A 23,429-nucleotide genomic window follows, 5' to 3' on the forward strand; every position below is an offset into this window, starting at 1 on the left:
ACCAGACGCTTTTTCGTTTGCTTTAATGGTTTTACACCGCAGCGCCGTACAGCTCCTCACGTTGCTGTTTTACGCGGGCGTCGGAGATGAACTCGTCGTAAGTCATCAGCTTATCGAGCACACCGTTCGGGGTGATCTCAATGATCCGATTGGCGATGGTCTGCACAAACTGGTGATCGTGCGAGCTGAACAGCACCGGCCCTTTGAACTCGATCAGACCCCGGTTCTCGGCTTCGATCGATTCGAGGTCGAGGTGGTTGGTCGGCTCGTCGAGCATCACAACGTTGGCCCCCGACAGCATCATTTTCGACAGCATACACCGGACTTTTTCGCCCCCCGACAGTACCGACGATTTCTTCAGCGACTCTTCGCCCGAAAACAGCATCCGACCCAGAAAACCCCGGATAAAGCTTTCGTCCTTTTCTTCCGAATATTGCCGTAGCCAGTCAACCAGATTCAGGTCGTTCTGGAAAAAGGATTCACGGCCGGCATCATTGGGGAAATACGCCATCGTGATCGTCACACCCCAGCGGAATGTTCCCGAATCGGCTTTACGCTCACCCGCCAGAATGTCCATCAGGGCGGTAACGGCCAGACCATCGCGGCTGTAGAGGAAAATCTTGTCGTTCCGCCCAACCGTAAACGACAGGTTTTCGAACAGCTTAGTGCCGTCTTCGGCCGTGTACGAAAGGTTTTCGACGGTCAGAATCTGGTCGCCAACTTCGCGGTCGGGCTTGAAGTTGATATACGGATATTTCCGCGACGATGGAGCAATATCATCAATCGTGAGTTTTTCGAGCAGCTTGGCGCGGCTGGTTGCCTGCTTCGACTTGGATGCATTGGCCGAGAAGCGCCGGATAAACTCTTCCAGTTCTTTGCGCTTGTCTTCAATTTTCTTGTTCTGATCCTGCCGCTGACGGAGTGCCAATTGGCTCGATTCGTACCAGAACGAGTAGTTGCCCGCGTACATCTTCACCTTCGAGAAGTCAATGTCCACGATGTGCGTACACACTTGATCGAGGAAGTGACGGTCGTGCGAAACCACGATTACGGTATTCTTGAAGTTGGCAAGGTAATTTTCGAGCCAGATACTCGATTCAACGTCGAGGTTGTTGGTCGGTTCGTCGAGCAGCAGAATGTCGGGGTTACCAAACAAGGCCTGCGCCAACAGCACCCGCACCTTTTCCGAACCGTTGAGGTCGGTCATCTGGGCGTAGTGCATATCTTCTTTAATGCCCAGGCCCGAGAGCAGGGTTGCTGCATCCGACTCGGCATCCCAGCCGTTCATTTCGGCAAATTCGGCCTCCAGCTCGGCGGCCCGCTCACCGTCGGCATCGGTAAAGTCGGTTTTGGCGTAGAGGGCATCTTTCTCCTGCGTAATGTCGTACAGGCGCTGGTTGCCCATGATTACGGTTTGCAATACCGGAAACTCATCATAAGCCGACTGGTTCTGCTTGAGCACCGACATACGCTGCCCGGTCGGGATCGATACCGAGCCGGTTTGGGGCTCAATTTCGCCCGAAAGGATTTTCAAAAACGTTGACTTGCCGGCGCCATTGGCCCCGATTACCCCGTAGCAGTTGCCCGGTGTAAACTTGATATTAACATCGTCGAACAAAACTCGCTTGCCATAGCGCAGCGAGACGTTGGATACATTGACCATGATTGCTGAATTGAACCGCAAAGATACGGAATTTTAGCCGTTTACAGGTTGTTTGGAGCCGAATACCTGTACGGGGGGGACCGCCGAAATGACCCGTTTTTTTGTATTTTTGACCATAAACCAGCAATTACAGACATGGCCGCAATCACCAGTCTTGACCAACTTGACCCTAACAAGCAGTACACCTATGCCGATTACCTGACCTGGCAGTTTTCGGAGCGAGTTGAGTTGATTTGGGGGTACATTCGGAAAATGTCGGCCCCAAATCGTCGGCATCAAAAAATTGTCAGTGATTTGCACGGCAACACATGGATGTACTTGCGTGGAAAGCCATGTCGGGTTTATCAGGCACCTTTTGATGTACGCTTACCTCGGAAACACAAGGTAACAAACGAGGAAATTGCCACCGTGACGCAACCGGATTTATGCGTTATCTGTGACCCGACAAAGTTGGATACCGCAGGGTGCAAGGGAGCACCGGACTGGGTTATTGAAGTTCTTTCTAAAGGCAATACGAGGAAAGAAATGAAAGAGAAGTTTGAAGCTTACGAGGAAGCAGGTGTCAGAGAATACTGGATCGTACAACCTGCTTATGACAACGTACTCGTTTACACACTTCAGGATGGAAAGTTTCAGGCGCAACCTCCCCTTTTTTCCGACGAAATAGTAAGTCCCCATATTTTCCCTGACCTTAAGATAGACCTCAATGAAGTCTTCGCTGACTAACTCCATAATCCTGATTACCGGGGCCGCATCGGGCATTGGCCGTTCTCTGGCGATTCAGGCTGCCCAACTTGGGGGGCAGGTGATCGCTACCGATGTGAACGAGGCAGGCCTGACCGAGACAGACCAACTGGCGGGTGGTGGTCTGATTCGGCACCGGCTCGACGTGGCCGATGCCGAGGCCATCACCGCTTTTGCCGGTCGGGTGATCCCGACATTGGCCGGGCGCCCGCTCATCCTGGTCAACAATGCGGGCGTGGCGCTCAACAGTGGGCCGTTTTCCGAAACATCGGCCGAGGAGTTCGATTGGCTGTTGAGCATTAATCTGTTCGGCGTGATTCGGATGACGCGCGCCTTTTTGCCCTACATGCTCGAGCAGAGCCGGTCGGGTGGGGGAGGGAGTCACCTTGTCAACCTGTCGAGTGTGTTTGGCTTTGCGGGCATACAGGGGCAATCGGCCTATTGCACGGCCAAGTTTGGGGTTCGGGGCTTCACCGAGACCCTGCGCATGGAGCTGATGGGCACCGGTGTGGGTGTCAGTTGCGTGCATCCGGGCGGTATCGACACCAACATTGCCCGGGCGGCCCGGCGGGGAGCGAGTGGTTACGTGACCGACGCCATGCATGCACAAACCACTACGAGTTTCAAACAGATGGCCCGTACCTCACCCGACGAAGCGGCCCGACAGATCTGGGCGGGCGTACAACAGGGCAATACCCGCATCGTGATTGGGCCCGATGGGCGGCTTATCGACTGGCTGACCCGCTTACTGCCCAAATCATACACCCGCCTGTTTAAGCGGCAGCTGGAAAAATCGTTTACGCTTTAGCAATCGGTTAGAGCAATCCGTTTTGTTTCCCGAAAAACCGGTCCCTGGGCGTAGGAGATATGCCTAGCCTGACTCATTTTTGGGATTGTGGATGCCTTACGTTGCCCACCCCTTCAGAAACAACCATGACCAGACACGTTTTATTGGTTTGCAGCCTCCTCTTTTGTGCTGCCGTTACGTTTGCTCAAACGCCCACCACCATTCTGCCCGAACGCGACCGGGCCCGGTTTGTCGATGAGGTGCTCGAAGACCGATTTACCAATCTGCTGCCACAGCTGATGCGCCGGGAGGGTATCGATATGTGGGTGATTATTTCCCGCGAGTACAACGAAGACCCGGTGCTTAAAACCATGCTGCCCGCCAATTGGCTGTCGGCCCGTCGGCGGACGATCATGGTGTTCTTTGACAATGGAAAAGCCGTGGAGCGTCTCGCTATCGCCCGTTACGATGTGGGAAATCTGCTCAAAGGCGAATGGGATATCGACGTGCGACCCAATCAGTGGGATGCGTTGGTCGACATTATTCAGAAACGAAATCCCAAAAAAATTGGCCTGAACTTCTCCGAACATTACGCCCATGCCGACGGCCTGACGTTTACGGAGCAGAAGGAATTTACGGCCAAGCTACCCGCCGATCTGCAAAAGCGGATTGTATCAGCTGAGCGGCTGGCCGTGGGTTGGCTCGAAACCCGCACCGAAAAAGAAATGGCCGTGTATCCGCTCATCTGCCGGTTGTCGCATCAAATTGTGCAGGAGGGACTATCGGAAAAGGTGATTCAGCCGGGGATTACTACCACCGACGACGTGGTGTGGTGGTATCGGCAACGGGTTACCGAGCTGGGCCTCGATACGTGGTTTCACCCGACCGTGGATATTCAGCGGGCCGACGACGCCAAGTTTGATCACCTACGTACGTTTGCCAAGCGGCCCTCCGGCGAAGTGATTATGCCCGGCGATTTACTGCACGTTGACTTTGGCATCACGTACCTCCGTCTGAACACCGATCAGCAACAGCACGCCTACGTGCTGCGCCCCGGCGAAACCGAGGTTCCGGCGGCTATTCGGGAGGCTTTCCGGCAGGGTAACCGCCTTCAGGATATCCTGACCGAGCGGTTTCAGAGTGGAAAATCGGGCAATCAGATTCTGCGCGAAGCCCTGGAGCAGGCCGGGAAAGAAGGGATTCGGGGTACTATTTACACCCACCCGATTGGGAGTCATGGTCATGCGGCCGGCCCAACCATTGGTCTGTGGGATCAGCAGAAAGGTGTACCCGGCTCCGGCGATTACCCATTGTTTCCCAACACTGCCTACTCAATCGAGTTGAATGCCGCTGTCGACGTGCCCGAATGGAAAAAAACAATTCGGATTATGCTGGAAGAAGACGGTGCTTTCGACGGTAAATCGTTCCGGTACATCGACGGTCGGCAAACCGAAATCTACACGATTCCGCGCACGCTGGGTTACGTGAAGTAAGGAGGAGTTTACTATAGGTGAACTTTTTTAAAGCGGGACTATGTTCAACATCATAGCACGGCGTACATTATTGGCGTATTGTCAGTTGTATCCGGCGGCAGCAAATGCGCTAAAACAGTGGTATGCTGAGTGGCAGGAGCAGGACTTTGCCAACTTTAACCAGTTAAAAGCGGTGTATGGTAATGCGAGTATTGTTGCAGATGATCGAGTTGTTTTCAACATCATGGGCAACAAATACCGGCTTGTTGTGCGGGTTGTGGTTGATTACAAAGCAATCCAAATTAAATGGTTTGGTACGCACGCGGAGTATGACAAGATAGACATAGAAACTGTTTAATTCACGAAATAATGACCCTTAAGCCGATACGAAACGAGCAGGAGTATGATGCTTTTATGGTTTGGATTGATGAACAATTTGATCGTAAGCCTACGCCGGGAACCCCCGAGGGCGATGCTGTGGAAGTTGCTTTGCTTCTCATTAAAGCGTACGAAGACGAACACTATCCTATTCCGGTACCTGACCCTATAGAGGCCATTCGTCTGAAAATGAATGAAAGAGGGATAAGAAACAAAGACTTTGTTGGCCGGCTGGGTAGTAAGAGCTATGTCTCGGCTGTGCTGAATCGCCGTAAACCGCTCACGCTGGAAATGGCGCGTTTCTTTCACAAAGAATTAGGGATACCCGCAACCGTATTGCTCGCTTGAGTGAGGTACGTGCGTTCTACAAAGTTAGCTGTTGAGCAATCCGGCTACCCCAGCGGAATCTGAAGCTCGTTGGCTTTGCGGATCATAAACTGCCGGGCTTCATCATAGGCTTCGGGCGTGCTGAGGTGCTCAAGCATAAGCGGCACGGCCTGCGGGAGAGCGGTCACGTTGCGGAGGTAGGCCGTGTAATCCAAACCACCCCGGCCGGGCGCAGTTTCGGCAAAGTGGCCATCCTTGCCCACAATATCTTTCGCATGGGCCGACACAATCCAGCGGCCCAACTTCCGGAAGGTCTCGTTAATCAGCGCGGTATTCTGGTAGTACCGCCCCGGTGTGTTCACGATGTTGGCTATGTCGATATGGGCCCCGAAAGCCGGTCGGTTGATTGCTTTGATGAATTTCAGGTAGGAGTCTGCACTGTCGGGCAGGCTCCAGCCCATCATTTCGAGAGCAAACCGGGTGCGTTTAGGCTTCACCGCGTCGATCACCTTCCGGCAATTTTCGACGGTAGCCTCAAAAAACTCGTCCGACAGATTGCGGGCGTCGGGGCCGGCCCAGTCGGTGGGGTTAAACGAGCCCGCAATATCAACACAGGTGAGTGCCCCCACGGCCTCCGCCAACGCGAGCCGTTCGGTCACGTAGGCAAGGTTTTTTCGGCGCTTTTCGGGGTCAGTATCGAGCATATTTACCCAGGCACCCACCTCGGCAATCACCACGTTTTGGGCCGCAAAGGCTTTCTCAATTGCCCGGATTCGAGCCGAGTCGTTCAGGTCGACTTTGGGAACGTAAGCCGCGCTGTACTGCAACCGCCGGTGTTCGCGGGCGAGCTCGTCCGGGTCATCGGACTTTAGAAAGATTGGGCCTCCCAACCGAAGGGCCTTAGATTTACGGCTATGGGCGAATGCGCGCGGGAGTATAGCTCCACCTGCCAACACGGCCGAAGCCTGTAAAAAACGACGACGCGATACCGAAGGCATGGGTGTTTGGGGATTTGTGTTCTGAAGAGATGTCATCTCGTTGGAAAAGATGACATCTCTTCAGAAAAGATACTTGAAAAAAGGCCTCCTACTTCAGCTTGACCACCTCCGAGCCAGCCAGCAGAAAGGCCCCCGTGCCGTACACCTCCCAGCTATCGGCGCTGAAATTCCGGCGTGGGTCGGCCCCGATGGGTTGCACCCAGCCCACCCGGCCTTCGGGCGAAACCAACGCATTGAGCGCTACCCAGGCTTTCCGAACGGCGGGCAGGTATTGTTTTTTCGGCAAAATGCCCTGATTGATCCCCCACGCCAACGCGTAGCAGTCGAAACCCGATCCCGAAGCCTCACCACCGGGGTAGGCTGCCGGATCGAGCAGGCTCGACCGCCACAGGCCATCGGGCTGTTGCAGCCCCAGCAGGCGCTCGCTCATTTGCTTGTACTGTTCCAGATAAAACGCCCGGCTTGGATGCTTCCGGGGTAGTTCGGTAAGTAGTTTGACGAGGCCGCCCATTACCCAGCCGTTGCCCCGTGACCAGAAAATCTTCTGCCCGTTGGCTTCGCGCTTACCCGTGCCATCGGCTGCAATCAGGTACGACGCATCGCGGGCGTACAGATGCTCTTCAGCGTTGTAGAGGAGCTTGTAGGTCTGCCGAAACAACGAGTCGTTGAACGTGAGTAGCGACGGATCTTTCAGTTCATTGCTCAACTGAGCCAACACGGGCGGGGCCATAAACAACGCATCGCACCACCACCACGTAATACCATGCTTACGCACCTCGGGGCCCGGCACCTGCCGCAGTTTCTGCACAGTGTCGATCGTGGCCTGAATCATGCGCTTATCTTTCTTGAGCCGGTATAGGTTGATGTACGTCTGGCAAATGGCAATGTCGTCGGCATGGTCGAACCGGCGGCCGGGTTGCCAGCCATTGCGCTCGCCCATAGCCATGAGCGAATCCAGAATTTTGGGCGATTTGGTGGTTTCGTAGGCCGCCCAGACCCCGGCATAAAATGCCCCGTTGGTCCAGTCGGTGAGTTTGTGTTTGGGGTGGGCTAGTTGCCAGTCGGTAGCCCGAATCATGACATCGTGGATGTACGCTCGGTCGAACACATTGGGCGTGGCGGTTTGGGCCGAAACGGTCGGCGAAACCAGGGTGATCAGACTAGCCAGCAGGCCTGCTATTGGTCGATAAAGGGACTTCATAAAAAATGGAAAACAGTTGTGATGCAAAGCAATATGACCTCCCTGATTTACCCGGTCAGGAGCCGTGAAGCCCGACGGGTATGTACACTCATTTTCGCGCTTTTAGCCACAAACGCGTTTATAACGATGACATCTTCCCGGCGTACCTTTTTGCAGAAACTGACCGCAGCCTCGGCGCTGGCAGCTTCGGGCACTGTGTCGAGCGTGATGGCCCGCTCCGGTGCCCCCGCCTATATTCCCAATCTGAAAAAAGTGAGTCCGAACGACAAAATCCGGATTGCCACCATCGGTATGGGAATTCAGGGTAATTACGACACCATGGCCGCCCTGCGTAACCCCGATGTAGAGCTGGTAGCCGTGGCCGATTTGTACGACGGCCGACTCGAACACGCCAAAACGGCCTTTGCCAAAGACCGCGACCTGTTTACCACGCGCGACTACCGCGAAATTCTGACCCGGTCAGACGTGGATGCCGTGCTCGTTGTGACGCCCGATCACTGGCACGACCATATCACGATTGCCGCTCTCAAAGCGGGCAAAAACGTGTATTGTGAAAAGCCGATGGTGCACCACATTAATGAAGGCAAGGCCGTGATTGACGCCTGGAAAAAGTCGGGTAAGACTATGCAGGTGGGTAGTCAGCGGATTAGTAGTGCCGCGTTTCAGGAAGCCAAACGACTGGTGCAGGCGGGCGAAATCGGGGCGATCAACTACATCGAATCCAACAACGACCGGTTCAATGCCATTGGGGCCTGGAACTACTCGGTCCCACCCGATGCCTCAACCCAAACCCTCGACTGGGATCGGTTTTTGGGTGATGCTCCGAAGCGGGCGTTCGATGCAAAGCGGTTTTTCCGGTGGCGCAATTACCGCGACTACGGGACCGGTGTAGCGGGTGATCTGTTTGTGCACCTTATCACGGGCGTTCATTTTGTGACCAATTCGCTTGGGCCTACGCGCATTTACTCATCGGGGAATCTGGCGTTCTGGAAAGATGGCCGCGACGTGCCCGACGTGATGACGAGTGTGATGGATTACCCCAAAACCGACGCGCACGAGGCATTCCAGATGGTGCTTCGGGTCAACTTTGCCAATGCCGGTAAAATTCAGAACGTGACCCGGATTATTGGTAACGAAGGGCAGATCGAATTTTCGGAGAACAACCTGATCCTGACCAAGAAAAAACTACCCATTGCCCCCGGTTATGGGAATTACGACAGTTTCTTCACGTTTACCGAACCGGTGCAGCAGGAGTTTGTCCGTCAGTACGACGCCCAGTACCCGCCCGAAACCCGCAAGGCCGAGCCTGCCAAAGAGGTGCGGTTCGACTCGCCCAAAGGTGACGATGCCCACGCCCAGCATTTTGCCGATTTCTTCAAAAACGTGCGGGCCGGTAGTCAGGGAACCATCGAAGACCCTGTATTTGGCTTCCGGGCCGCGGCCCCCGTATTGGCCTGCAACGAAAGCTATTTTGAGCAGAAAGTAGTACACTGGGACCCCGTGACGATGACCCAGAAAAACCCATCGGCCCCGGCTGCCCGACCTAGTGTGGCCCGGCCCGGCGCACCCAGCCCTAAGGCAGCCGCTAAAAAGCCGGTAGCTAAACGATAAGCAAGCGTCGGGGTGGGGCGTAGGGTCAGGTATTGGCCTAAAAACGAACAATCGGCCCCAGCCCGTAGTACGTACTTTAGAGGGACAGTTGGCACCTTGCCCGCTGTCCCTTTTCTGTATCGGGCGATGGCCCCATTCATTTTTTGTTAACTTTCGGACTTCAATCCCGGCCCTGCATGCCGGGATCAGACTGACTGTCAATTGACCTATGGCAAAACGCACTCCTGCTTCGGAACCGACCGGGCCCGTAAAGGCTTCTTCAAAAAAGAAAACGGCTCCCGAACCGACTCCCGCCAGTCCACAACCCGACTCTGCCGACATTGCGGCCCCCAGCGGACCGTACTCCCGCTTCACTGATTTTGACATACACCTTTTCCGCGAAGGCAAGCACACCCGTCTGTACGAGAAATTTGGCTCGCACGTAGTGGAGCACAACGGTGTGGTAGGCACCTACTTTGCCGTTTGGGCTCCTTCGGCCCGGTACGTAGCCGTGATTGGGGACTTCAACGGCTGGGATAAAGGCAGCCACCCCATGAATGTACGCTGGGACTCGTCGGGGATCTGGGAGGTATTCATTCCGCATATCGGCAATGGCCAAACGTACAAATACTTTATTGTGCACGAAGGCGGCCGCGAACTCGAAAAAGGTGACCCCTACGCGCACCTCTGGGAGGTACCCCCTCTCACAGCCTCACGCGTGTGGGATACGTACTACGAATGGAATGACGGCGAGTGGATGCAGAGCCGAAAGGCCAAAAACGCACTGAATGCGCCGATTTCAGTATATGAAGTGCATCTGTCATCTTGGCGTCGTGACCCGGCGAACCCCGATCGGGAGCTGAGTTACGGCGAAATTGCCGACGCCCTCGTGCCGTATGTGCAGGAGATGGGCTTCACGCACGTGGAATTTATGCCTGTGATGCAGTACCCCTATGCGCCCTCGTGGGGCTATCAGATTACGGGCTATTATGCTCCGAGCAGCCGATTTGGCTCTCCGCAGGATTTCATGGCCCTGATCGAAAAACTGCATCAGGCCGGAATCGGGGTGTTTCTCGATTGGGTGCCCAGCCATTTCCCCGGCGATGCGCACGGCCTTTACGAGTTCGACGGGTCGCACCTGTACGAACACCCCGACCCCCGCAAGGGCTACCACCCCGACTGGAAATCGTATATTTTCAATTACGGTCGCAACGAGGTTCGGTCGTTTCTCTTGTCCAACGCCCTGTTCTGGCTCGATCGGTTCCATGCCGACGGCCTGCGCGTCGACGCCGTGGCGTCGATGCTGTACCTCGATTACTCGCGGAATGCGGGCGAGTGGGAGCCTAATATGTTTGGCGGACGCGAAAACCTGGATGCCATCTCACTCTTCAAAGAGTTGAATCTGGCGGTGTACGAGCAGTTCCCGGATGTACAGACCATTGCCGAGGAGTCGACAGCCTTTCCGGGCGTATCGCGGCCGGTGTATGCCGGTGGCCTGGGCTTTGGTATGAAATGGATGATGGGCTGGATGAATGACTCGCTCCGGTACTTTGAGCGCGACCCCGGTTACCGCAAGTTCCATCAGTCCGAATTCACGTTCAGCACGGTGTATGCGTTTACCGAGAACTTTATGCTGCCCCTTTCGCACGATGAAGTCGTGTACGGCAAGCATTCGCTCGTGAACAAAATGCCCGGCGATGAGTGGCAGCGGTTTGCCAACCTGCGGCTGTTGTTTTCGTACATGTTTACCCACTCAGGCACCAAACTTCTGTTTATGGGGGGCGAGTTTGGGCAAACCGCCGAGTGGAAATTTGATGCCAGCCTCGACTGGCATCTGCTCGATCATGCTCCGCATAAAGGGATGGCCGAATGCGTGAAAGCCCTCAACAACCTGTACCGCTCCGAACCGGCCCTGTTCGACCGGACGTTTACCGAAGACGGATTTGAGTGGATCGACACGACGGACCGGGAAAATAGCATTGTGACGTACGCCCGTAAAGGTAACGATCCGGCCGAGGTGCTGGTGGTGGTGCTGAACATGACGCCGGTTCCCCGGACCAACTACCGGATTGGTGTGCCCGCAGCAGGCACGTACGTGGAGTTGTTCAACTCCGACGATCGGGCTTTTTACGGCAGTGGCGTAGGCAACACCGAAGCCTTAACGGCACAGGCTGTGTCCTGGCATGGTAAAGACAATTCGCTCGAAATCAATATTCCGCCTTTGGGGGCTGTCGTTCTGAAAGCGAACGTCTGAACGACTTGATCACGAAAATAAAAAGGCAAAACCTACCGTAGCAGGTGGGTTTTGCCTTTTTATGTAATTTGGGGAGTTCTAACTCCAAACGTCGTGACGCCCAACGCTACTCAACACACCTCCCCACAGCTAACAGACAGAGATCAGCCCCAACCTGTAACCAATCCTCAATCGGCCATGTCGGCCGAAGATCAGGAGAAGCTGCGGGAACTTACATCCCAAAGCTGGAACATGGAACTGGCCATATCCGGGGTTGCCATGTTTGCCATCCTGCAGCTCCCCGAGCTCCTCGACGTATTGTTCGACAATTTTCAGTACAATTTCAAAACCCAAACAGAAGGGATGCAGGGATTGCTGCCCTCGTTAGCCTACAGCATGATCAGAGCCACGGGTAACGTACTCTTTCTGGCGTTTCTGATCAACTTTGTGATGCGGGCTTTTTGGGTCGGGCTGGTGGGATTGCTGGCTGTGTACCCTTCTGGTATCAATTACGACCGGTTGCCGTTTATGTCGCAGTTTGCCAAAGCAAAACTAGCGGTCGAATTCGGGACGCTCGATAATTATATCCTGCGACTCGACCGGCGATGCAACATCATTTTTGCACTGGCTTTCCAATTCGTTTTTCTGTTCATCTTTCTGGGGTTGATGTATCTGGTAACCCTGTTGGTGTATTCCGTACTGCGCCCTCTGCTTCCCCAACCTGTGTGGGAGATGGTGAAGATAGGAGGGGCGGTCATTATGGTAGTTTATGTTGCTATGAGTATGATTCTCAGTAACAAAAAGGTAATGGAGCACCCAACCGGAACAAAGATTCACTACCGATACATGAAATTCAATCAGTACCTGATGATGGGAATTCACAAACCGTCGTCGTACATCAGCAATACGTTTTATAGCCACCTACCCCAAAAATCAGTAGTACGTACCATGGTCATAGCCATGTGCATATTCATGGTAGCGTTCATCGTCGAGTTTTTAAACGACACCGCCCGTACAAACCCGCGCGTTTCTTTCTTCACCAGTAGACATTTGTACTCGGCCCGGGTCGACAGCCTGTTTATCAACAAGAACGTTTATGACAATCAGCGTGATGTTACTGGGTTTGTTGATGTTGCTGCCATTCAGGCCGATGTGATTCGTGAACCCTACATCCGCTTGTTTATTGCCTACCCCAAGGCGCTCGACACCCTATTTACGCGCGTTGCCAAAGCTCCTATCTTGTCGGATACTCTGTCGCGGCAGGAAGTTCGCGAACGTCTGGCGGTCTGGAGGAACCGCGAGGTAAATCGTCTTATACAGATAACTGTCAACGACTCGCTGTATCAGCAGCCAGGTTTGCTCTTTTCGCAGCTGGGCGAAGTTCAGCAACGAGGCTTTCAAACGGTTCTGGTTCCTACCAATATGCGAACGGGAAAAAATATGCTGCGGGTGCAACTGGTAAACGGGGGGTCTGATAAGCCGAAAGAGTTGATCGCGATTCCGTTCTGGTACGTGCCCGAACGGTGAGGTTTGCCCTGGCCAGATTCCTTTTTTATAAACCCATCCCATGCGACTATTTTTACCGTTTCTGCTACTCGGATTAGTGGCGAGCCTATCGGCTGCTGCTCAGTTGGTAACGTTTTCTAAACTCCCCCAGTCGTACCAGCTTTACCCCCGCAACGCGCAGTCGGTAGCGAGTGTGCCCGTAGCCGGGCGTGTGATGCAGACAGGCTACAGCCGGGTAGCCGTGCAGGTTTACCGAAACAACACGTGGCAGGGGCGGCAGATGCAAACGCTTACCTATGCGGGCGGTACTGCTCCGTTTTCGTTTTCGGCAACCATCCCCGCCGAACTGGCTCAGTACCGGGTGCAGGTTTATCTGTACGGAGCCAACGCAACCGATTCGGTGCTGGTAGCCGACCGCCAGCATATCGTGGCTGGCGATGTGTTTATCATTGGCGGGCAGTCCAACGCGTCGGCGTATGTGCCAGCTGAAGAATACAGTTACCAGAATGAGTACATCCGCACGCTTGGGGTATATGGCGAGAATTTTAATCTGGGCAACTACAATCCCGCCGATACCCTCTGGACTACCTGTGGGCTCACCCGCTCGACATCGGCGGGGGTGTGGGGGATGGAAATGGCCCGGCGCATTGTGGAACAATACCAGATTCCGGTTTGTGTGCTCAACGCAGCGGCAGGTGGTGCCGGTATTGAATACCTGAGTGTTCGGAATGCAGGCGATCCGATGGACCTGAACACAAATCACGGCCGCTTACTGTATAGGGTGCACAAAGGTGGACTACAAGGGGGCATAAAAGCGTACTTTTTCCGGCAGGGCGAGAACGAAACAAGCGGTAATGCGCCGATCTGGCCGAGTAAATTTGAAGAACTGTACAGCAATGTGCAGCTCGACTTGCCGGGGATCAGCCGGTTTTATCTCTTTCAGATTCATTTGCTGGGTGGGTTCAACGCGGCAACGGCGGTTTTTCGCGATTACCAGCGCCGGGTCGGGAATATGCACGCGCCTATCCGAACCCACGCTACAGTAGGGACTATTGGGTACGACGGTATTCATTTTAGTGCCGCCGGGTATGCGCAGACCGGCGCTGAGGTGTTTCGGCTTGTAGCTCGCGATTTTTACGGATCGACCGACACCGACCAGATTACCTCGCCGAATGTGCAGAAGATCTACTACACCAATGCCGCCCAAAGTGAGCTGGCCATTCAGTTTGAAGAAGGGCAGCAAATGGTTTGGCCGGCCGATACCACCGTGCAGGACTACTACGGCAACCCGCTTACCCACGGGCTTCGCGACTGGCTCTGGCTTGATCAGCAGGCTGGGCGTGTGGTAGCAGGTCGGGCCGTTGGGAATCAACTGATTCTGACCCTCGATGGCTCCCGTAGCGAGCAAAAACTGGCGTATCTGCCGCCAAACTATGGTAATGGACAACCGCAGCCGGGACTGGCCCGGGCGTTTCCGGGGCCGTTTATCCGAAACCGCCGGGGTTTGCGGGCGTTTAGTTTCTGGGAGGTGCCCATTGCGGCTCCGCTATCTCCGCTCACAGGGCTGGTGGCTTCGGTGGTCTCGGGTACAGCTGTTCAGCTTACCTGGACCGACCATCCGGCCGAACAAGCGTATATTCTCGAACGGAAAAGGCCATTTGATTCCACCTTTCTGACGGTGGCGCAGGTGCCTGCCAACACCACATCGTTTACCGATCTCTCTACCAATTACAACGTTACCTACCAGTACCGGCTGCGGGCCGTAACCCCACAGGCCGAAGCAACCGCCGAAGCCTCGGCCACGATTGCCTGCCCATCGGTAGGTGAGTTGGTTAGTGTGAAAACGGGGGGCTTCTCAGAAGCGGCCACCTGGAACTGCGGGCGGGTTCCTACTGTAGCCGACCGGGTCCGAATCAGTGCGGGGCACCGGGTCGAAGTGGGTCAGTTAGTAACGGTTGGGCGGTTAACGGTGGCTGGCACGTTACAATTTGGGGCTGGCGGTCAGATCAGAATTGCTCCGTAGACGAATGTTACTGACCGCCCACCTGCGAGAGCGTGCGTGGTAACCGGCTTTGGTACAGGCTGTCGGCGGTGCTTACGAGCATCCCGCACATCAGGTCGGCGTGGGTATTGGTAATCAGGTGACCCGCGTTGGGCAGCAGGTGAAACCAAGCCTTTTTGTTGGCGAGCATGCGCTTGGCAAAAGCCAGATTCCCCTGATCGATAAGCCAATCCTGCGCGCCCTGCACCACCGTTACTGGGGCCTGAACCTTCGACCAGTAGGGGAGTAGCCCCCGCAATTGGTTGGCATGGGCGTATTTTTCGTAAGTCGCTAAGTTCAGCGATCGGGGCAGAAAAGCCTGAATGAACGGTAAGCGGCCCCATTTAGAAAACCACCAGAACTTTTCGCGGTCGGGGTCAATGGCGGGCGAAATCAGAAAGAGGTGCCCTACTTTTTCGGGAACCAGTGTAGCCACCCGCACGGCAATGGGAGCCCCGAATGAGCGGCCCAGGACAATGGCAGGTTGCCCTGATCGGTTGAGCGAGAGGGCTTTGGTAATGCTACGCGCCTGAAAGTCGATACTCATACGCGTACGGAGGTGCCGGGCCGGGCGACGTTGCCGCGACTTACCGTACCCCGGCCGTTCGACCACCAGCATCTGAAACCGTTGTTGTAGGTACGGGTCGTCCATGGTGCGCAGGTATCCGTACCAGTTACCGGGGGCTCCATGAATGAGTAGTAATGGAGGGAGGGTATCGGCCCCGAGCGTAGCTACGAAGAGCTTGGTACTATCGTCTTCGATCGTGTAAAACGTAGGGCGTGCCGTTTTGCCCGCGTAATGTTGCCGAATTTCGCGCTCGGTCATGCTAAAACGTCGGAAACAACCTGTCAGACAAAGTAGAAAAAGCAGGCAGCAGACAATTGGCTTCATTGAACGTGTCGCTTGTTGGTACGGTAAATAGGGCTCCTGAAAACGTTTGAGGCAAAAGAAACGGCCAAGCGCTATCTATCGGTGTTGGGCATTAAAATAGGCCAAACTCTACTATGTTGCCCTTAAAATAACGAAAGTTGGCCGCTTTTCTGCTCGTGATTGAGCAACCATTGCTTGCGCCATAGCCCACCGGCGTACCCGGTCAGGCTACCGTCGGAGCCAATGATGCGGTGGCAGGGCACCACAATCCAGAGCGGATTTTTGCCATTCGCAGCCGCTACCGCCCGAATGGCTTTCTCGTCGCCAAGGGTGCGGCTGAGGCTCAGGTACGAGCGGGTTTGCCCAAAAGGGACGTCGAGTAAGGCTTTCCAGACGCGTTGCTGAAAATCGGTGCCGGCCGGATTCAGCACCAGGTCGAATGCCGTAAGGTTACCGGCGAAATAAGCCTGCAACTGATCAACGCCCGCCCGAACGGGGGCAGGAAGCACGCCAGAAATCGCATCGGTAGGGGCTTCGGTGCAGGTGATACGGGCAATACCGCGGTCGTCGCCCCAAACCGTTACCCAGCCGAGGGGCGAATCGAATCCAGCACTAAACATGGCGTCGTATTGAGGGGAAGCGGGTGAAGCGTCCGGCAGAAATTTACTCTGAGAAGTGTGTTTTCACAATATCGTCAAGCATTTGTCGGGTCAATGGCTTGCTTTTATACCCGTTGACCACACCATGCCGGTGCGCCCGGTTTTCATCGTCGGGGTTTAGCGAGGTTGTGAGCATCATCAGTACCACTTTGGCATGGTACACGGGGTCAAGTTTTTCGTACTCTTCCAGAAATTCAAACCCATTCATGCCGGGCATGTTGATATCCAGCAAAATAACGTCAGGGCTACAGTACTCCGTCGACGACGTATCGACCAGATATTGCAGGGCCTGATGCCCGGTTTCGGCCACTTTTACGGTATCGCAATAGCCTGAGTCTTCAATAATCATCCGGTGCAAAAAGTTGTCATCGGGATCATCATCAACCAGTAAAATACAACGAATGGGTTTCGACATCACAGAAATGGATTACTAATAAGTAATCAGGGACAAAAGCGGGTAGTTACTAACTAATTCGAATAAGACAAAGTTACCTAAAATTGATTCTCAAATGCCACCGGTAACTCATAACCTCGGCCTATTTCGAGCAGACGCTACGCCCGATACAGCGTAGAAACCGATAATTGATTTTTGCTGAAAGGCTTACTCAACGGCTCTCGCTTTGAGAAAACCGATTCGGAACCGGTAGAATGTACCAGGATCGGTTACATTTTTGCCCTATGAGTAAAAATAGCCAATAAGCCGGGTCATTTGCCGGGTGCGAGTTTCAGAATGCGCCCTTCGGCATGGTCGCAGAGGTACAACTCGTTTTTGGAATCTTCGCCAAAAGCCGAAATGGTACCCGCCCGGTTTATTAGCAGCTGGTTGGTGGGTTTGCCGCCTGTAGGGCTTCCATCGGCCGTGAGTGCCCATACCCGTCCGCTGGCATAGTCGGCATAAATGTACTTACCAAACAGGGCTTCATTCGCTTTACCCCGATACACCTGCCCGCCGGTTACCGACACATCGCCATTGTCGTGGTTATATTGCCAGATGGGATCAATCACAGCAGCTGTACTATTGCCTTCCCGATTGTACGTTGATTGGCCTTCTTTGATGCGCCAGCCGTAGTTGCCACCCTTTCGGATAATATCGATCTCTTCGATTTTGTTCTGGCCCACGTCGCCGGCCCAGAGCCGCCCCTGTCCATCGAAACTGATGCGCCAGGGGTTACGCAACCCGTACGCATAAATTTCGGGGAGCGTGTTATCCGCCCCACTGGCAAACGGGTTGTCTTTCGGAATCCCATAATTGCCTTTGTCGGTGGCATTCACGTCGATGCGTAGAATCTTGCCCAAATACGTCTGCCGGTTTTGCCCGTTGTTTTGCGGATCGCCCCCGCTACCACCGTCGCCGGTGGCGATGTACAAGTACCCATCAGGTCCAAAGAGCACTTTGCCACCGTTGTGATTCGAGTAGGGTTGCTTGAACTTCAGCAAAACGGTTTCGGTAGCCGGATCAACAGACGGGGCTTTGGCAGAGGTTGCCTTGAACCGACTGATCACCGTTTCGCGCGGATTATTCTTGGTATAGTTGACGTAGAAATAGCCGTTTTGGGCGAACTGCGGATGAAACGCAAGCCCCAGCAGGCCCATTTCGCCACCCGATGTTACCCGGTTTTTAATATCGAGGTACGTATCGGCTGCTGTTACACGTGCGTTGTTATCGAACTGGCGAATTCGGCCTTCCTGTTCCACCACAAACACCCGGTTGGAGCCGTCGCCCGCGTGGGTAAATTCAACTGGCTGCGCGAAGGTAAGTTTTGGAAAGGCATTGACGGCCTCAACGGGGGCGGCTTTGGCCGCGGGGGCTGGAGTCGAAACGACTGCGGCCTGAGTCGGTTGGGAATCTTCGGACGACCCAGATCCACCGCAGGCCGTGGCAATCAGCGACGAAACGCCCGCTGTGGCTGCCAGTGACAGAAACAATGTGGATATGGCTTTATAAATCATGACTTTGTTGGACTTCTCCGTATTTTTACGGGCAGGGTAAGGCAAAAGTGACGCCATTGCCACTTACAAAGCATCAGAAAGCCGCTTATTGCTCAAAAACCTACTGTTCAACGGAACAGCCGCCCCTATAAACCGCGTTACCGGCACATAGGGTGTTGGGAATGTTCCTCAGTACGGGGCAGCGAATCCACTATTCTTGTCACAGCATGACAACTTCTGACCAAACCAACGATCTGCTTGAGTACCTCCGTCAGCAACGGGATTTGTTTCGGTATCGGCTACCGTCGCGGCCCGACGCGGGTCGGTTCATTGATCAGTTGATGCGGTTTCTGTTTCCGGTCACGCAGGATTGCCAGTCGGCTACGCAGGATGTAAGCCGTACCTATGCTCAGCTCAACGATCAGTTGGTGTGTCTGATGCGGCCACTGTCGGGGCATCTGCACCAGGCCCCCGAAGAGTTGTCTATGCTGTTTTTTGAGCAGCTTCGATCTATTTACGATGATCTGCTGTACGATGCCCGCGCCATAGCCGACAACGATCCCGCTTCGAAAGGTTTCGAAGAAGTAATTGCCGTTTATCCGGGTTTTTACGCCATCGCTGTGTATCGGTTTGCGCATGCCTTGTTGCGGCTCAATGTGCCCTTGCTTCCGCGTATGCTAACCGAATACGCGCATGGGCAAACGGGTATTGATATTCACCCCGGCGCCCGAATCGGCCGCTCGTTCTTCATAGATCACGGCACGGGGGTTGTCATTGGCGAAACCACCGTGATTGGCGAAAACGTGAAAGTGTATCAGGGGGTTACGCTTGGAGCAACGCACGTAGCGAAGAATATGGCGCAGAAGAAGCGGCACCCAACCATTGAAGACAATGTGGTGATTTACGCCAATGCCACCATTCTGGGAGGTAAAACTGTGGTGGGTCACGACTCCGTTATTGGGGGCAACGTATGGCTTACGAGCAGTGTAGAACCTTACTCTCTGGTGTACCACCAAAGTCAGATTGAGGTGCGGACAAAAGAAGTGGAGTAGGAGCAAAGGCTTACTCCGTTCTTAGCTGTTTATAGCCCGGAGCACATTGGCTTCCAAGGCCTCATAGGGTAAATACCCCCGTGCCACGAGGTATAACTGATCCCCATTTCCCACAATTACTGATGGAAACCCGTTGATGCCGTAGCTGGCTACCAAACGGAACTCCTGTTCGGTCTGCTGCAGAATGGCCTCATCACCGATATGGGCTACAAACTCCTCCGGGTCGATGCCGTAAGACTCTACCAACGGGCCATAGTTGGCGTCGACGTTCAGATCCATACCGTCGAAATGGTGCGCCCGTTGCAGGTCAGCGGCAAACTGAATGGCGCGGTCGGGCAAAATAGCTTTGAACAAAGTCATGGCCGCGCCAGGCCTGGTGGAGTCCGAGATGTAGTCATCCTTGAGCAGTAGCCCGTTCAGATACCCATCGCCAAAGCGGATGCCAGTCCGTTCTTCAACGGTTTTATACGCCCCCTGAATGTATGCGCGCATCTGACTCAGAGGCCCAATTCGGTTTCCCGTAATCATGCCGCCACTTAGTACGGTGAAGTCGATCTGATCGCCGTAGCGTTCGTACAATTGCCGAATGACGGGGCTAAAACCATAGCACCAGCCGCACAGGGCGTCGTACACGTACAAAAGAGTAGGTTTGGCCATTTATTTCAGACTACGGGCAAACCGACGCATGGCTTCCTGATACACCTGCTGCGACTGTTCGACCGATTGTTGACCCTTGAGCATCATGGCCAGGGTAATCATTCCGTGCGAAATCGACCACCATTCAAAATACAGGCGTCGAATACTCTCCTTCGATTTGGGAATAAACGAGAAGATAATGTCTTGCACGAGCGACGACACGGCCTGCGTTTCCTGCCCTTCGTGCACAGGCAAGGCACAAAAAGCGCCGTTGAGGTTGTACATGACCTGGTAGATTTCGGGCTGTTTTACAGCAAACTCCCACTGCACCATTGAAATCTCGTACAGCCGTTTTTCGGGATCCCGATATAGTTTGGTAATCCGTTCGTACTCATTTCGCAAGTGCCGAAATCCCTCTTGCCGAATTTCGTCGAGCAGTACATCTTTACTGTCGAAGTATTCGTAGACGATAGGGGCACTGTACTCAATGGCGTCCGCAATTTTGCGAATGGAAACCGCTTGCCACCCTTCCCGGCGGGCAATGTCTTTGGCCGTCGAAACGATACCCGAGCGGGTCTGTTCGCGGTTGCGTTGCTTGCGTTCCAGAACTTCCATACAAGATCCGTATAGCTCAGTTAACGGTGTTAAACTGGCTGAAAGTTACCAGTTTAACTTTTTACAACCACATTCAATGCAATAATTATTAAAAAAGTACAATCAATTGCTCTTTTTCTGCCTCACTTTCCATAAAATAGCCTAAAAATGAACAGAGATTCCAGCGTAAAATATTGACTATAAAACCGTGATAAGAGGCATCTTTATGAGTGAAAATACGGATGTTTATGGCTCAGGATTTACGCTTTCTCCGCCACGATCCAGGCTCCCTCGTCGCCAACCATAAACGGGTCTAAATGGATCGTACCATACACCGATTCCACGGCTAAGCCCACCTGCGCCATCAGCCGCGTGAGTTCGGCCAGAGTGTACACATAATACGCTGCCGTGCGCTGCGCTGACTCGACCGAACCGTCGGTATGATTTTTTAAGTATGTGAGTTGCTGATGGATGCAGCCCTGCAGGGGTTCGTATTGGTTTTCGACCAGTACCGTCATATCATGGCCAACGGGCATCCAGTTGCGCTCCTGAAAATCAGGGAGCACCACCTCGGCCACCATGCTCGAATGCACCAGCAGCCGTCCGCCAGGCCGAAGCAGGTCGGCAATGCGCTGGAGGAAGGTGAGCATATCGGGGTAGGGAAAAAAGCAGAAGCTGTTGCCCAGGCAGAATGCAGCATCGAACGACTCGGCATCGCCGGTCAGGGCCGGGGTTGTTATGAAGTCGGCCTGAATAGCACGGATATTGAGGTTCTCGGTTTTGGCAGCAGCGTTCACAGCCGTTATGTATTCCTCTGATATGTCGACGGCGGTCATTTGGGCACCCATGCGAGCAAGGGGCAACGTGTGTCGGCCATAGCCGCAAAACACGTCGAGTACCCGGTCGTCGGGGCCAAACGACAGTGTTTCGACAATCATTTCCAGATCGAGCTGATTTTGCTCATCGGTCTGGGCGGCCTGCCAGGCTTGTTGGGGTAAGCCGTGAAAAAAAGTTTGGTACCAGGACATAAGCTGTGGCAGTAGGCAGTAGCAGTTGGCAGTAGGCAGTGGCAGTAGGCAGTGAAAAATACCGCTTATTGCCACTGCCTACTGCTACTGCCAACTACCTACTGTAAGTTGTTTAACGTTTCACGTACGGCCTCGAAGCTGGGCACTTCGCCCGCGTTTTCGAGTACCTCAGCGTGTTGTATCGTGCCGGTTTTGTCGATCACGAAAGCCGACCGCTTGCTTACCCCTTTCATGCCGAACACAAACGTGTCGTAAAGGCTTCCGTAGGCGGCCGAAACCTCTTTGTTAAAGTCCGAAAGAAGCGGAAACGGCAGTTTCTGCTCCTCTTTGAACCGGGCCAGGGTGAACGGCGAATCCACCGAAACTGCGAGGATTTCGGCGTTCAGGTTCTGGTACGTGGCAATGTTGTCGCGGAGTTCACAAAGCTCGGCGGTGCAAACGCTGGTAAAAGCAAGCGGAAAGAACAGGAGAACTACATTCTTACCGGCGTAGTCGTGAAGAGATACCTCTTTCTTGTCGGTATTAAATAAGGTAAATGAAGGGGCTATTTGGCCTACCATACGTGGGTTGCATTTTTAGTTTGTTAGCAAAGGTATAGACGGAGGGCTAAAAAATTGCTTAATTCGCGATGCCTAAATCGATACAATAAGCTATGCAGACCTATTGGGGTATTGACCTGGGAGGAACCAAAATTGAAGGAGTAGTACTTTCAAGCCCATCGCCCGACGCCGTTGTTCTTCGGAAACGAATTGATACCGAAGCCCATAAAGGGTACGACCATATTCTCAGCCGGATCGAGCTGCTGGTCGATATCCTGCGCGTCGAAACGGGATATCAGCCTGAGCATATTGGCTTTGGAACGCCCGGTACTAATGACCCCTCGACCAATACCATGAAAAACTGCAATACCACGGTGCTCAACGGCAAACCGATGGTGCAGGATCTGGCTCGGCGGCTCGATGTTCCTATTACCGTTGCCAACGATGCTAACTGTTTCGCGCTCGCCGAGGCCACCATGGGTATTGTGCCTGATGTGACGCCTGATTTCCGGTGTGTGTTCGGTGTAATCATGGGTACCGGTGTGGGCGGGGGCGTTGTGTTTAAAACAGGTACCGATAGTAAACCCGTTGTTCTGGGCGGCTTACATGGCATTGGGGGCGAGTGGGGGCACAACATCCTGGAGGAAAACGGCTACGCCTGTTATTGTGGTAAGAGCGGCTGCAACGAGCAGGTGCTTTCGGGGCCGGCCCTGCAACGGTTCTACCACGAGCAATGCGGTGAAGAGCGTAAGATGAAAGAGATCATTGAGCGACACCGGCAAGGCATTGACCCCGTAGCGACTCAAACGTTCGAGCGGATGCTGGAGTTCTACGGCAGGTCTATCTCGACCATCATCAATGTGCTCGATCCCGACGCCATTGTACTCGGCGGGGGGGTTGGTAACGTCGATGAGCTGTACACCGAAGGCACCGAGCGGATCAAAAAATACATCTTCAACAATGGAGTTGTCCGCACGCCCATTTTGAGGCCCAAACTAGGCGATAGTGCCGGCGTGTTTGGCGCAGCTATGTTATAGAAAATAAGATACCAGTTATCAAAAAATAGAATTGGCTTTCACGCCCTTCTGGGGGGTGGGGGTCAATTTTTTCATTTAGGTATGTATATGGGTTTAACTGATCGTGCTTTGATATTTTACGGCGTTTAATAGCTTTGTGACCAT

General features: G+C 54.0%; 22 protein-coding genes. 11 read left to right on the forward strand and 11 right to left on the reverse strand.

The features are described 5' to 3' along the window. Positions 1 to 31: 31 nt before the first annotated feature. On the reverse strand, positions 32 to 1,663 hold the full coding sequence (locus RUDLU_RS0122700) for an ABC-F family ATP-binding cassette domain-containing protein (RefSeq protein WP_027303312.1): 1,632 nt from the start codon (positions 1,661 to 1,663) through the stop codon (positions 32 to 34). A 135-nt stretch (positions 1,664 to 1,798) separates the two neighbouring features. On the opposite strand from RUDLU_RS0122700, the gene RUDLU_RS0122705 reads away from it, so the two are divergent. The 5 genes from RUDLU_RS0122705 (at position 1,799) to RUDLU_RS0122725 (ending at position 5,392) form a co-directional block, all read left to right on the forward strand. Continuing rightward, positions 1,799 to 2,389, forward strand: coding sequence for a Uma2 family endonuclease (locus RUDLU_RS0122705; protein ID WP_019990736.1), 591 nt, complete (start codon positions 1,799 to 1,801; stop codon positions 2,387 to 2,389). Beyond that, positions 2,370 to 3,215 (forward strand): SDR family NAD(P)-dependent oxidoreductase, encoded by an 846-nt coding sequence (locus RUDLU_RS0122710; RefSeq protein WP_019990737.1) that lies wholly within the window; start codon positions 2,370 to 2,372, stop codon positions 3,213 to 3,215. Before RUDLU_RS0122705 ends, RUDLU_RS0122710 begins: the two co-directional genes overlap by 20 nt. Before the next feature lie 125 nt (positions 3,216 to 3,340). After that, positions 3,341 to 4,687 carry a M24 family metallopeptidase gene (locus tag RUDLU_RS0122715; RefSeq protein ID WP_027303313.1) on the forward strand — a complete coding sequence of 449 codons (1,347 nt, stop codon included), beginning with the start codon at positions 3,341 to 3,343 and terminating at the stop codon, positions 4,685 to 4,687. A gap of 40 nt (positions 4,688 to 4,727) precedes the next feature. After that, on the forward strand, positions 4,728 to 5,024 hold the full coding sequence (locus RUDLU_RS0122720; RefSeq protein ID WP_019990739.1) for a type II toxin-antitoxin system HigB family toxin: 297 nt from the start codon (positions 4,728 to 4,730) through the stop codon (positions 5,022 to 5,024). A gap of 11 nt (positions 5,025 to 5,035) precedes the next feature. After that, positions 5,036 to 5,392 carry a helix-turn-helix domain-containing protein gene (locus tag RUDLU_RS0122725; protein WP_019990740.1) on the forward strand — a complete coding sequence of 119 codons (357 nt, stop codon included), beginning with the start codon at positions 5,036 to 5,038 and terminating at the stop codon, positions 5,390 to 5,392. A 44-nt stretch (positions 5,393 to 5,436) separates the two neighbouring features. Here RUDLU_RS0122725 and RUDLU_RS0122730 read toward each other — a convergent pair whose 3' ends face one another. Both RUDLU_RS0122730 and RUDLU_RS0122735 read right to left on the reverse strand, forming a co-directional pair. Further along, on the reverse strand, positions 5,437 to 6,405 hold the full coding sequence (locus tag RUDLU_RS0122730; protein ID WP_245581704.1) for a sugar phosphate isomerase/epimerase family protein: 969 nt from the start codon (positions 6,403 to 6,405) through the stop codon (positions 5,437 to 5,439). A 52-nt stretch (positions 6,406 to 6,457) separates the two neighbouring features. Beyond that, positions 6,458 to 7,570 (reverse strand): glycoside hydrolase family 88/105 protein, encoded by a 1,113-nt coding sequence (locus RUDLU_RS0122735; RefSeq protein WP_019990742.1) that lies wholly within the window; start codon positions 7,568 to 7,570, stop codon positions 6,458 to 6,460. 126 nt (positions 7,571 to 7,696) lie between these two features. On the opposite strand from RUDLU_RS0122735, the gene RUDLU_RS0122740 reads away from it, so the two are divergent. From RUDLU_RS0122740 to RUDLU_RS0122755, 4 genes are all read left to right on the forward strand, one after another. Then, complete coding sequence (locus RUDLU_RS0122740; protein ID WP_019990743.1) at positions 7,697 to 9,181, forward strand: Gfo/Idh/MocA family protein; 1,485 nt, start codon at positions 7,697 to 7,699, stop codon at positions 9,179 to 9,181. 208 nt (positions 9,182 to 9,389) lie between these two features. Further along, positions 9,390 to 11,414: a 1,4-alpha-glucan branching protein GlgB gene (gene glgB, locus RUDLU_RS0122745; RefSeq protein WP_019990744.1), complete on the forward strand. Its 2,025-nt coding sequence runs from the start codon at positions 9,390 to 9,392 to the stop codon at positions 11,412 to 11,414. A gap of 177 nt (positions 11,415 to 11,591) precedes the next feature. Next, positions 11,592 to 12,920, forward strand: a complete 1,329-nt coding sequence (locus RUDLU_RS0122750) for a hypothetical protein (RefSeq protein WP_019990745.1) — start codon at positions 11,592 to 11,594, stop codon at positions 12,918 to 12,920. A gap of 40 nt (positions 12,921 to 12,960) precedes the next feature. Next, positions 12,961 to 14,922: a sialate O-acetylesterase gene (locus RUDLU_RS0122755; protein WP_019990746.1), complete on the forward strand. Its 1,962-nt coding sequence runs from the start codon at positions 12,961 to 12,963 to the stop codon at positions 14,920 to 14,922. A 7-nt stretch (positions 14,923 to 14,929) separates the two neighbouring features. Here RUDLU_RS0122755 and RUDLU_RS0122760 read toward each other — a convergent pair whose 3' ends face one another. The 4 genes from RUDLU_RS0122760 to RUDLU_RS0122775 form a co-directional block, all read right to left on the reverse strand. Then, positions 14,930 to 15,766: an alpha/beta fold hydrolase gene (locus RUDLU_RS0122760; RefSeq protein ID WP_019990747.1), complete on the reverse strand. Its 837-nt coding sequence runs from the start codon at positions 15,764 to 15,766 to the stop codon at positions 14,930 to 14,932. 188 nt (positions 15,767 to 15,954) lie between these two features. Then, positions 15,955 to 16,431 carry a methylated-DNA--[protein]-cysteine S-methyltransferase gene (locus RUDLU_RS0122765; RefSeq protein WP_019990748.1) on the reverse strand — a complete coding sequence of 159 codons (477 nt, stop codon included), beginning with the start codon at positions 16,429 to 16,431 and terminating at the stop codon, positions 15,955 to 15,957. 43 nt (positions 16,432 to 16,474) lie between these two features. Continuing rightward, positions 16,475 to 16,885, reverse strand: a complete 411-nt coding sequence (locus RUDLU_RS0122770) for a response regulator (RefSeq protein ID WP_019990749.1) — start codon at positions 16,883 to 16,885, stop codon at positions 16,475 to 16,477. 290 nt (positions 16,886 to 17,175) lie between these two features. Next, positions 17,176 to 18,420 carry a PQQ-dependent sugar dehydrogenase gene (locus RUDLU_RS0122775; RefSeq protein ID WP_019990750.1) on the reverse strand — a complete coding sequence of 415 codons (1,245 nt, stop codon included), beginning with the start codon at positions 18,418 to 18,420 and terminating at the stop codon, positions 17,176 to 17,178. Between the two features lie 206 nt (positions 18,421 to 18,626). Here RUDLU_RS0122775 and epsC point away from each other — a divergent pair, with 206 nt between their 5' ends. Next, positions 18,627 to 19,451: a serine O-acetyltransferase EpsC gene (gene epsC / locus RUDLU_RS0122780; protein WP_019990751.1), complete on the forward strand. Its 825-nt coding sequence runs from the start codon at positions 18,627 to 18,629 to the stop codon at positions 19,449 to 19,451. Between the two features lie 21 nt (positions 19,452 to 19,472). On the opposite strand, the gene RUDLU_RS0122785 is transcribed toward epsC, so the two are convergent. The 4 genes from RUDLU_RS0122785 to RUDLU_RS0122800 form a co-directional block, all read right to left on the reverse strand. Next, positions 19,473 to 20,108 carry a DsbA family protein gene (locus RUDLU_RS0122785; protein ID WP_019990752.1) on the reverse strand — a complete coding sequence of 212 codons (636 nt, stop codon included), beginning with the start codon at positions 20,106 to 20,108 and terminating at the stop codon, positions 19,473 to 19,475. Then, the gene (locus RUDLU_RS0122790) at positions 20,109 to 20,702 is read right to left on the reverse strand and encodes a TetR/AcrR family transcriptional regulator (protein ID WP_019990753.1); all 594 of its coding nucleotides are present in this window, start codon (positions 20,700 to 20,702) and stop codon (positions 20,109 to 20,111) included. It lies immediately after the preceding gene. A 239-nt stretch (positions 20,703 to 20,941) separates the two neighbouring features. Beyond that, the gene (locus RUDLU_RS0122795) at positions 20,942 to 21,709 is read right to left on the reverse strand and encodes a class I SAM-dependent methyltransferase (RefSeq protein ID WP_019990754.1); all 768 of its coding nucleotides are present in this window, start codon (positions 21,707 to 21,709) and stop codon (positions 20,942 to 20,944) included. Positions 21,710 to 21,807: 98 nt separating this feature from the next. Next, a complete protein-coding gene (locus RUDLU_RS0122800) occupies positions 21,808 to 22,269 on the reverse strand; it encodes a redoxin domain-containing protein (protein ID WP_019990755.1) in 462 nt (153 codons plus the stop codon). A 92-nt stretch (positions 22,270 to 22,361) separates the two neighbouring features. Here RUDLU_RS0122800 and RUDLU_RS0122805 point away from each other — a divergent pair, with 92 nt between their 5' ends. After that, on the forward strand, positions 22,362 to 23,285 hold the full coding sequence (locus tag RUDLU_RS0122805; protein ID WP_019990756.1) for an ROK family protein: 924 nt from the start codon (positions 22,362 to 22,364) through the stop codon (positions 23,283 to 23,285). The last annotated feature ends 144 nt before the right edge of the window (positions 23,286 to 23,429 follow it).

Source organism: Rudanella lutea DSM 19387, assembly GCF_000383955.1.
Classification (GTDB): Bacteria; Bacteroidota; Bacteroidia; order Cytophagales; family Spirosomataceae; genus Rudanella; species Rudanella lutea.

Excerpts from the sequence above, each read along its gene's own strand:
- RUDLU_RS0122700 (WP_027303312.1), bottom strand. The coding sequence starts at position 1,663 with ATGGTCAATGTATCCAACGTCTCGCTGCGCTATGGCAAGCGAGTTTTG.
- RUDLU_RS0122755 (WP_019990746.1), top strand. The coding sequence starts at position 12,961 with ATGCGACTATTTTTACCGTTTCTGCTACTCGGATTAGTGGCGAGCCTA.
- RUDLU_RS0122800 (WP_019990755.1), bottom strand. The coding sequence starts at position 22,269 with ATGGTAGGCCAAATAGCCCCTTCATTTACCTTATTTAATACCGACAAG.
- RUDLU_RS0122725 (WP_019990740.1), top strand. The coding sequence starts at position 5,036 with ATGACCCTTAAGCCGATACGAAACGAGCAGGAGTATGATGCTTTTATG.
- RUDLU_RS0122785 (WP_019990752.1), bottom strand. The coding sequence starts at position 20,108 with ATGGCCAAACCTACTCTTTTGTACGTGTACGACGCCCTGTGCGGCTGG.
- RUDLU_RS0122715 (WP_027303313.1), top strand. The coding sequence starts at position 3,341 with ATGACCAGACACGTTTTATTGGTTTGCAGCCTCCTCTTTTGTGCTGCC.
- RUDLU_RS0122775 (WP_019990750.1), bottom strand. The coding sequence starts at position 18,420 with ATGATTTATAAAGCCATATCCACATTGTTTCTGTCACTGGCAGCCACA.
- RUDLU_RS0122795 (WP_019990754.1), bottom strand. The coding sequence starts at position 21,709 with ATGTCCTGGTACCAAACTTTTTTTCACGGCTTACCCCAACAAGCCTGG.
- RUDLU_RS0122720 (WP_019990739.1), top strand. The coding sequence starts at position 4,728 with ATGTTCAACATCATAGCACGGCGTACATTATTGGCGTATTGTCAGTTG.
- RUDLU_RS0122750 (WP_019990745.1), top strand. The coding sequence starts at position 11,592 with ATGTCGGCCGAAGATCAGGAGAAGCTGCGGGAACTTACATCCCAAAGC.
- RUDLU_RS0122730 (WP_245581704.1), bottom strand. The coding sequence starts at position 6,405 with ATGACATCTCTTCAGAACACAAATCCCCAAACACCCATGCCTTCGGTA.
- RUDLU_RS0122760 (WP_019990747.1), bottom strand. The coding sequence starts at position 15,766 with ATGACCGAGCGCGAAATTCGGCAACATTACGCGGGCAAAACGGCACGC.
- RUDLU_RS0122790 (WP_019990753.1), bottom strand. The coding sequence starts at position 20,702 with ATGGAAGTTCTGGAACGCAAGCAACGCAACCGCGAACAGACCCGCTCG.
- epsC (WP_019990751.1), top strand. The coding sequence starts at position 18,627 with ATGACAACTTCTGACCAAACCAACGATCTGCTTGAGTACCTCCGTCAG.
- RUDLU_RS0122735 (WP_019990742.1), bottom strand. The coding sequence starts at position 7,570 with ATGAAGTCCCTTTATCGACCAATAGCAGGCCTGCTGGCTAGTCTGATC.
- RUDLU_RS0122705 (WP_019990736.1), top strand. The coding sequence starts at position 1,799 with ATGGCCGCAATCACCAGTCTTGACCAACTTGACCCTAACAAGCAGTAC.
- RUDLU_RS0122805 (WP_019990756.1), top strand. The coding sequence starts at position 22,362 with ATGCAGACCTATTGGGGTATTGACCTGGGAGGAACCAAAATTGAAGGA.
- RUDLU_RS0122710 (WP_019990737.1), top strand. The coding sequence starts at position 2,370 with ATGAAGTCTTCGCTGACTAACTCCATAATCCTGATTACCGGGGCCGCA.
- RUDLU_RS0122770 (WP_019990749.1), bottom strand. The coding sequence starts at position 16,885 with ATGTCGAAACCCATTCGTTGTATTTTACTGGTTGATGATGATCCCGAT.
- RUDLU_RS0122740 (WP_019990743.1), top strand. The coding sequence starts at position 7,697 with ATGACATCTTCCCGGCGTACCTTTTTGCAGAAACTGACCGCAGCCTCG.
- RUDLU_RS0122765 (WP_019990748.1), bottom strand. The coding sequence starts at position 16,431 with ATGTTTAGTGCTGGATTCGATTCGCCCCTCGGCTGGGTAACGGTTTGG.
- glgB (WP_019990744.1), top strand. The coding sequence starts at position 9,390 with ATGGCAAAACGCACTCCTGCTTCGGAACCGACCGGGCCCGTAAAGGCT.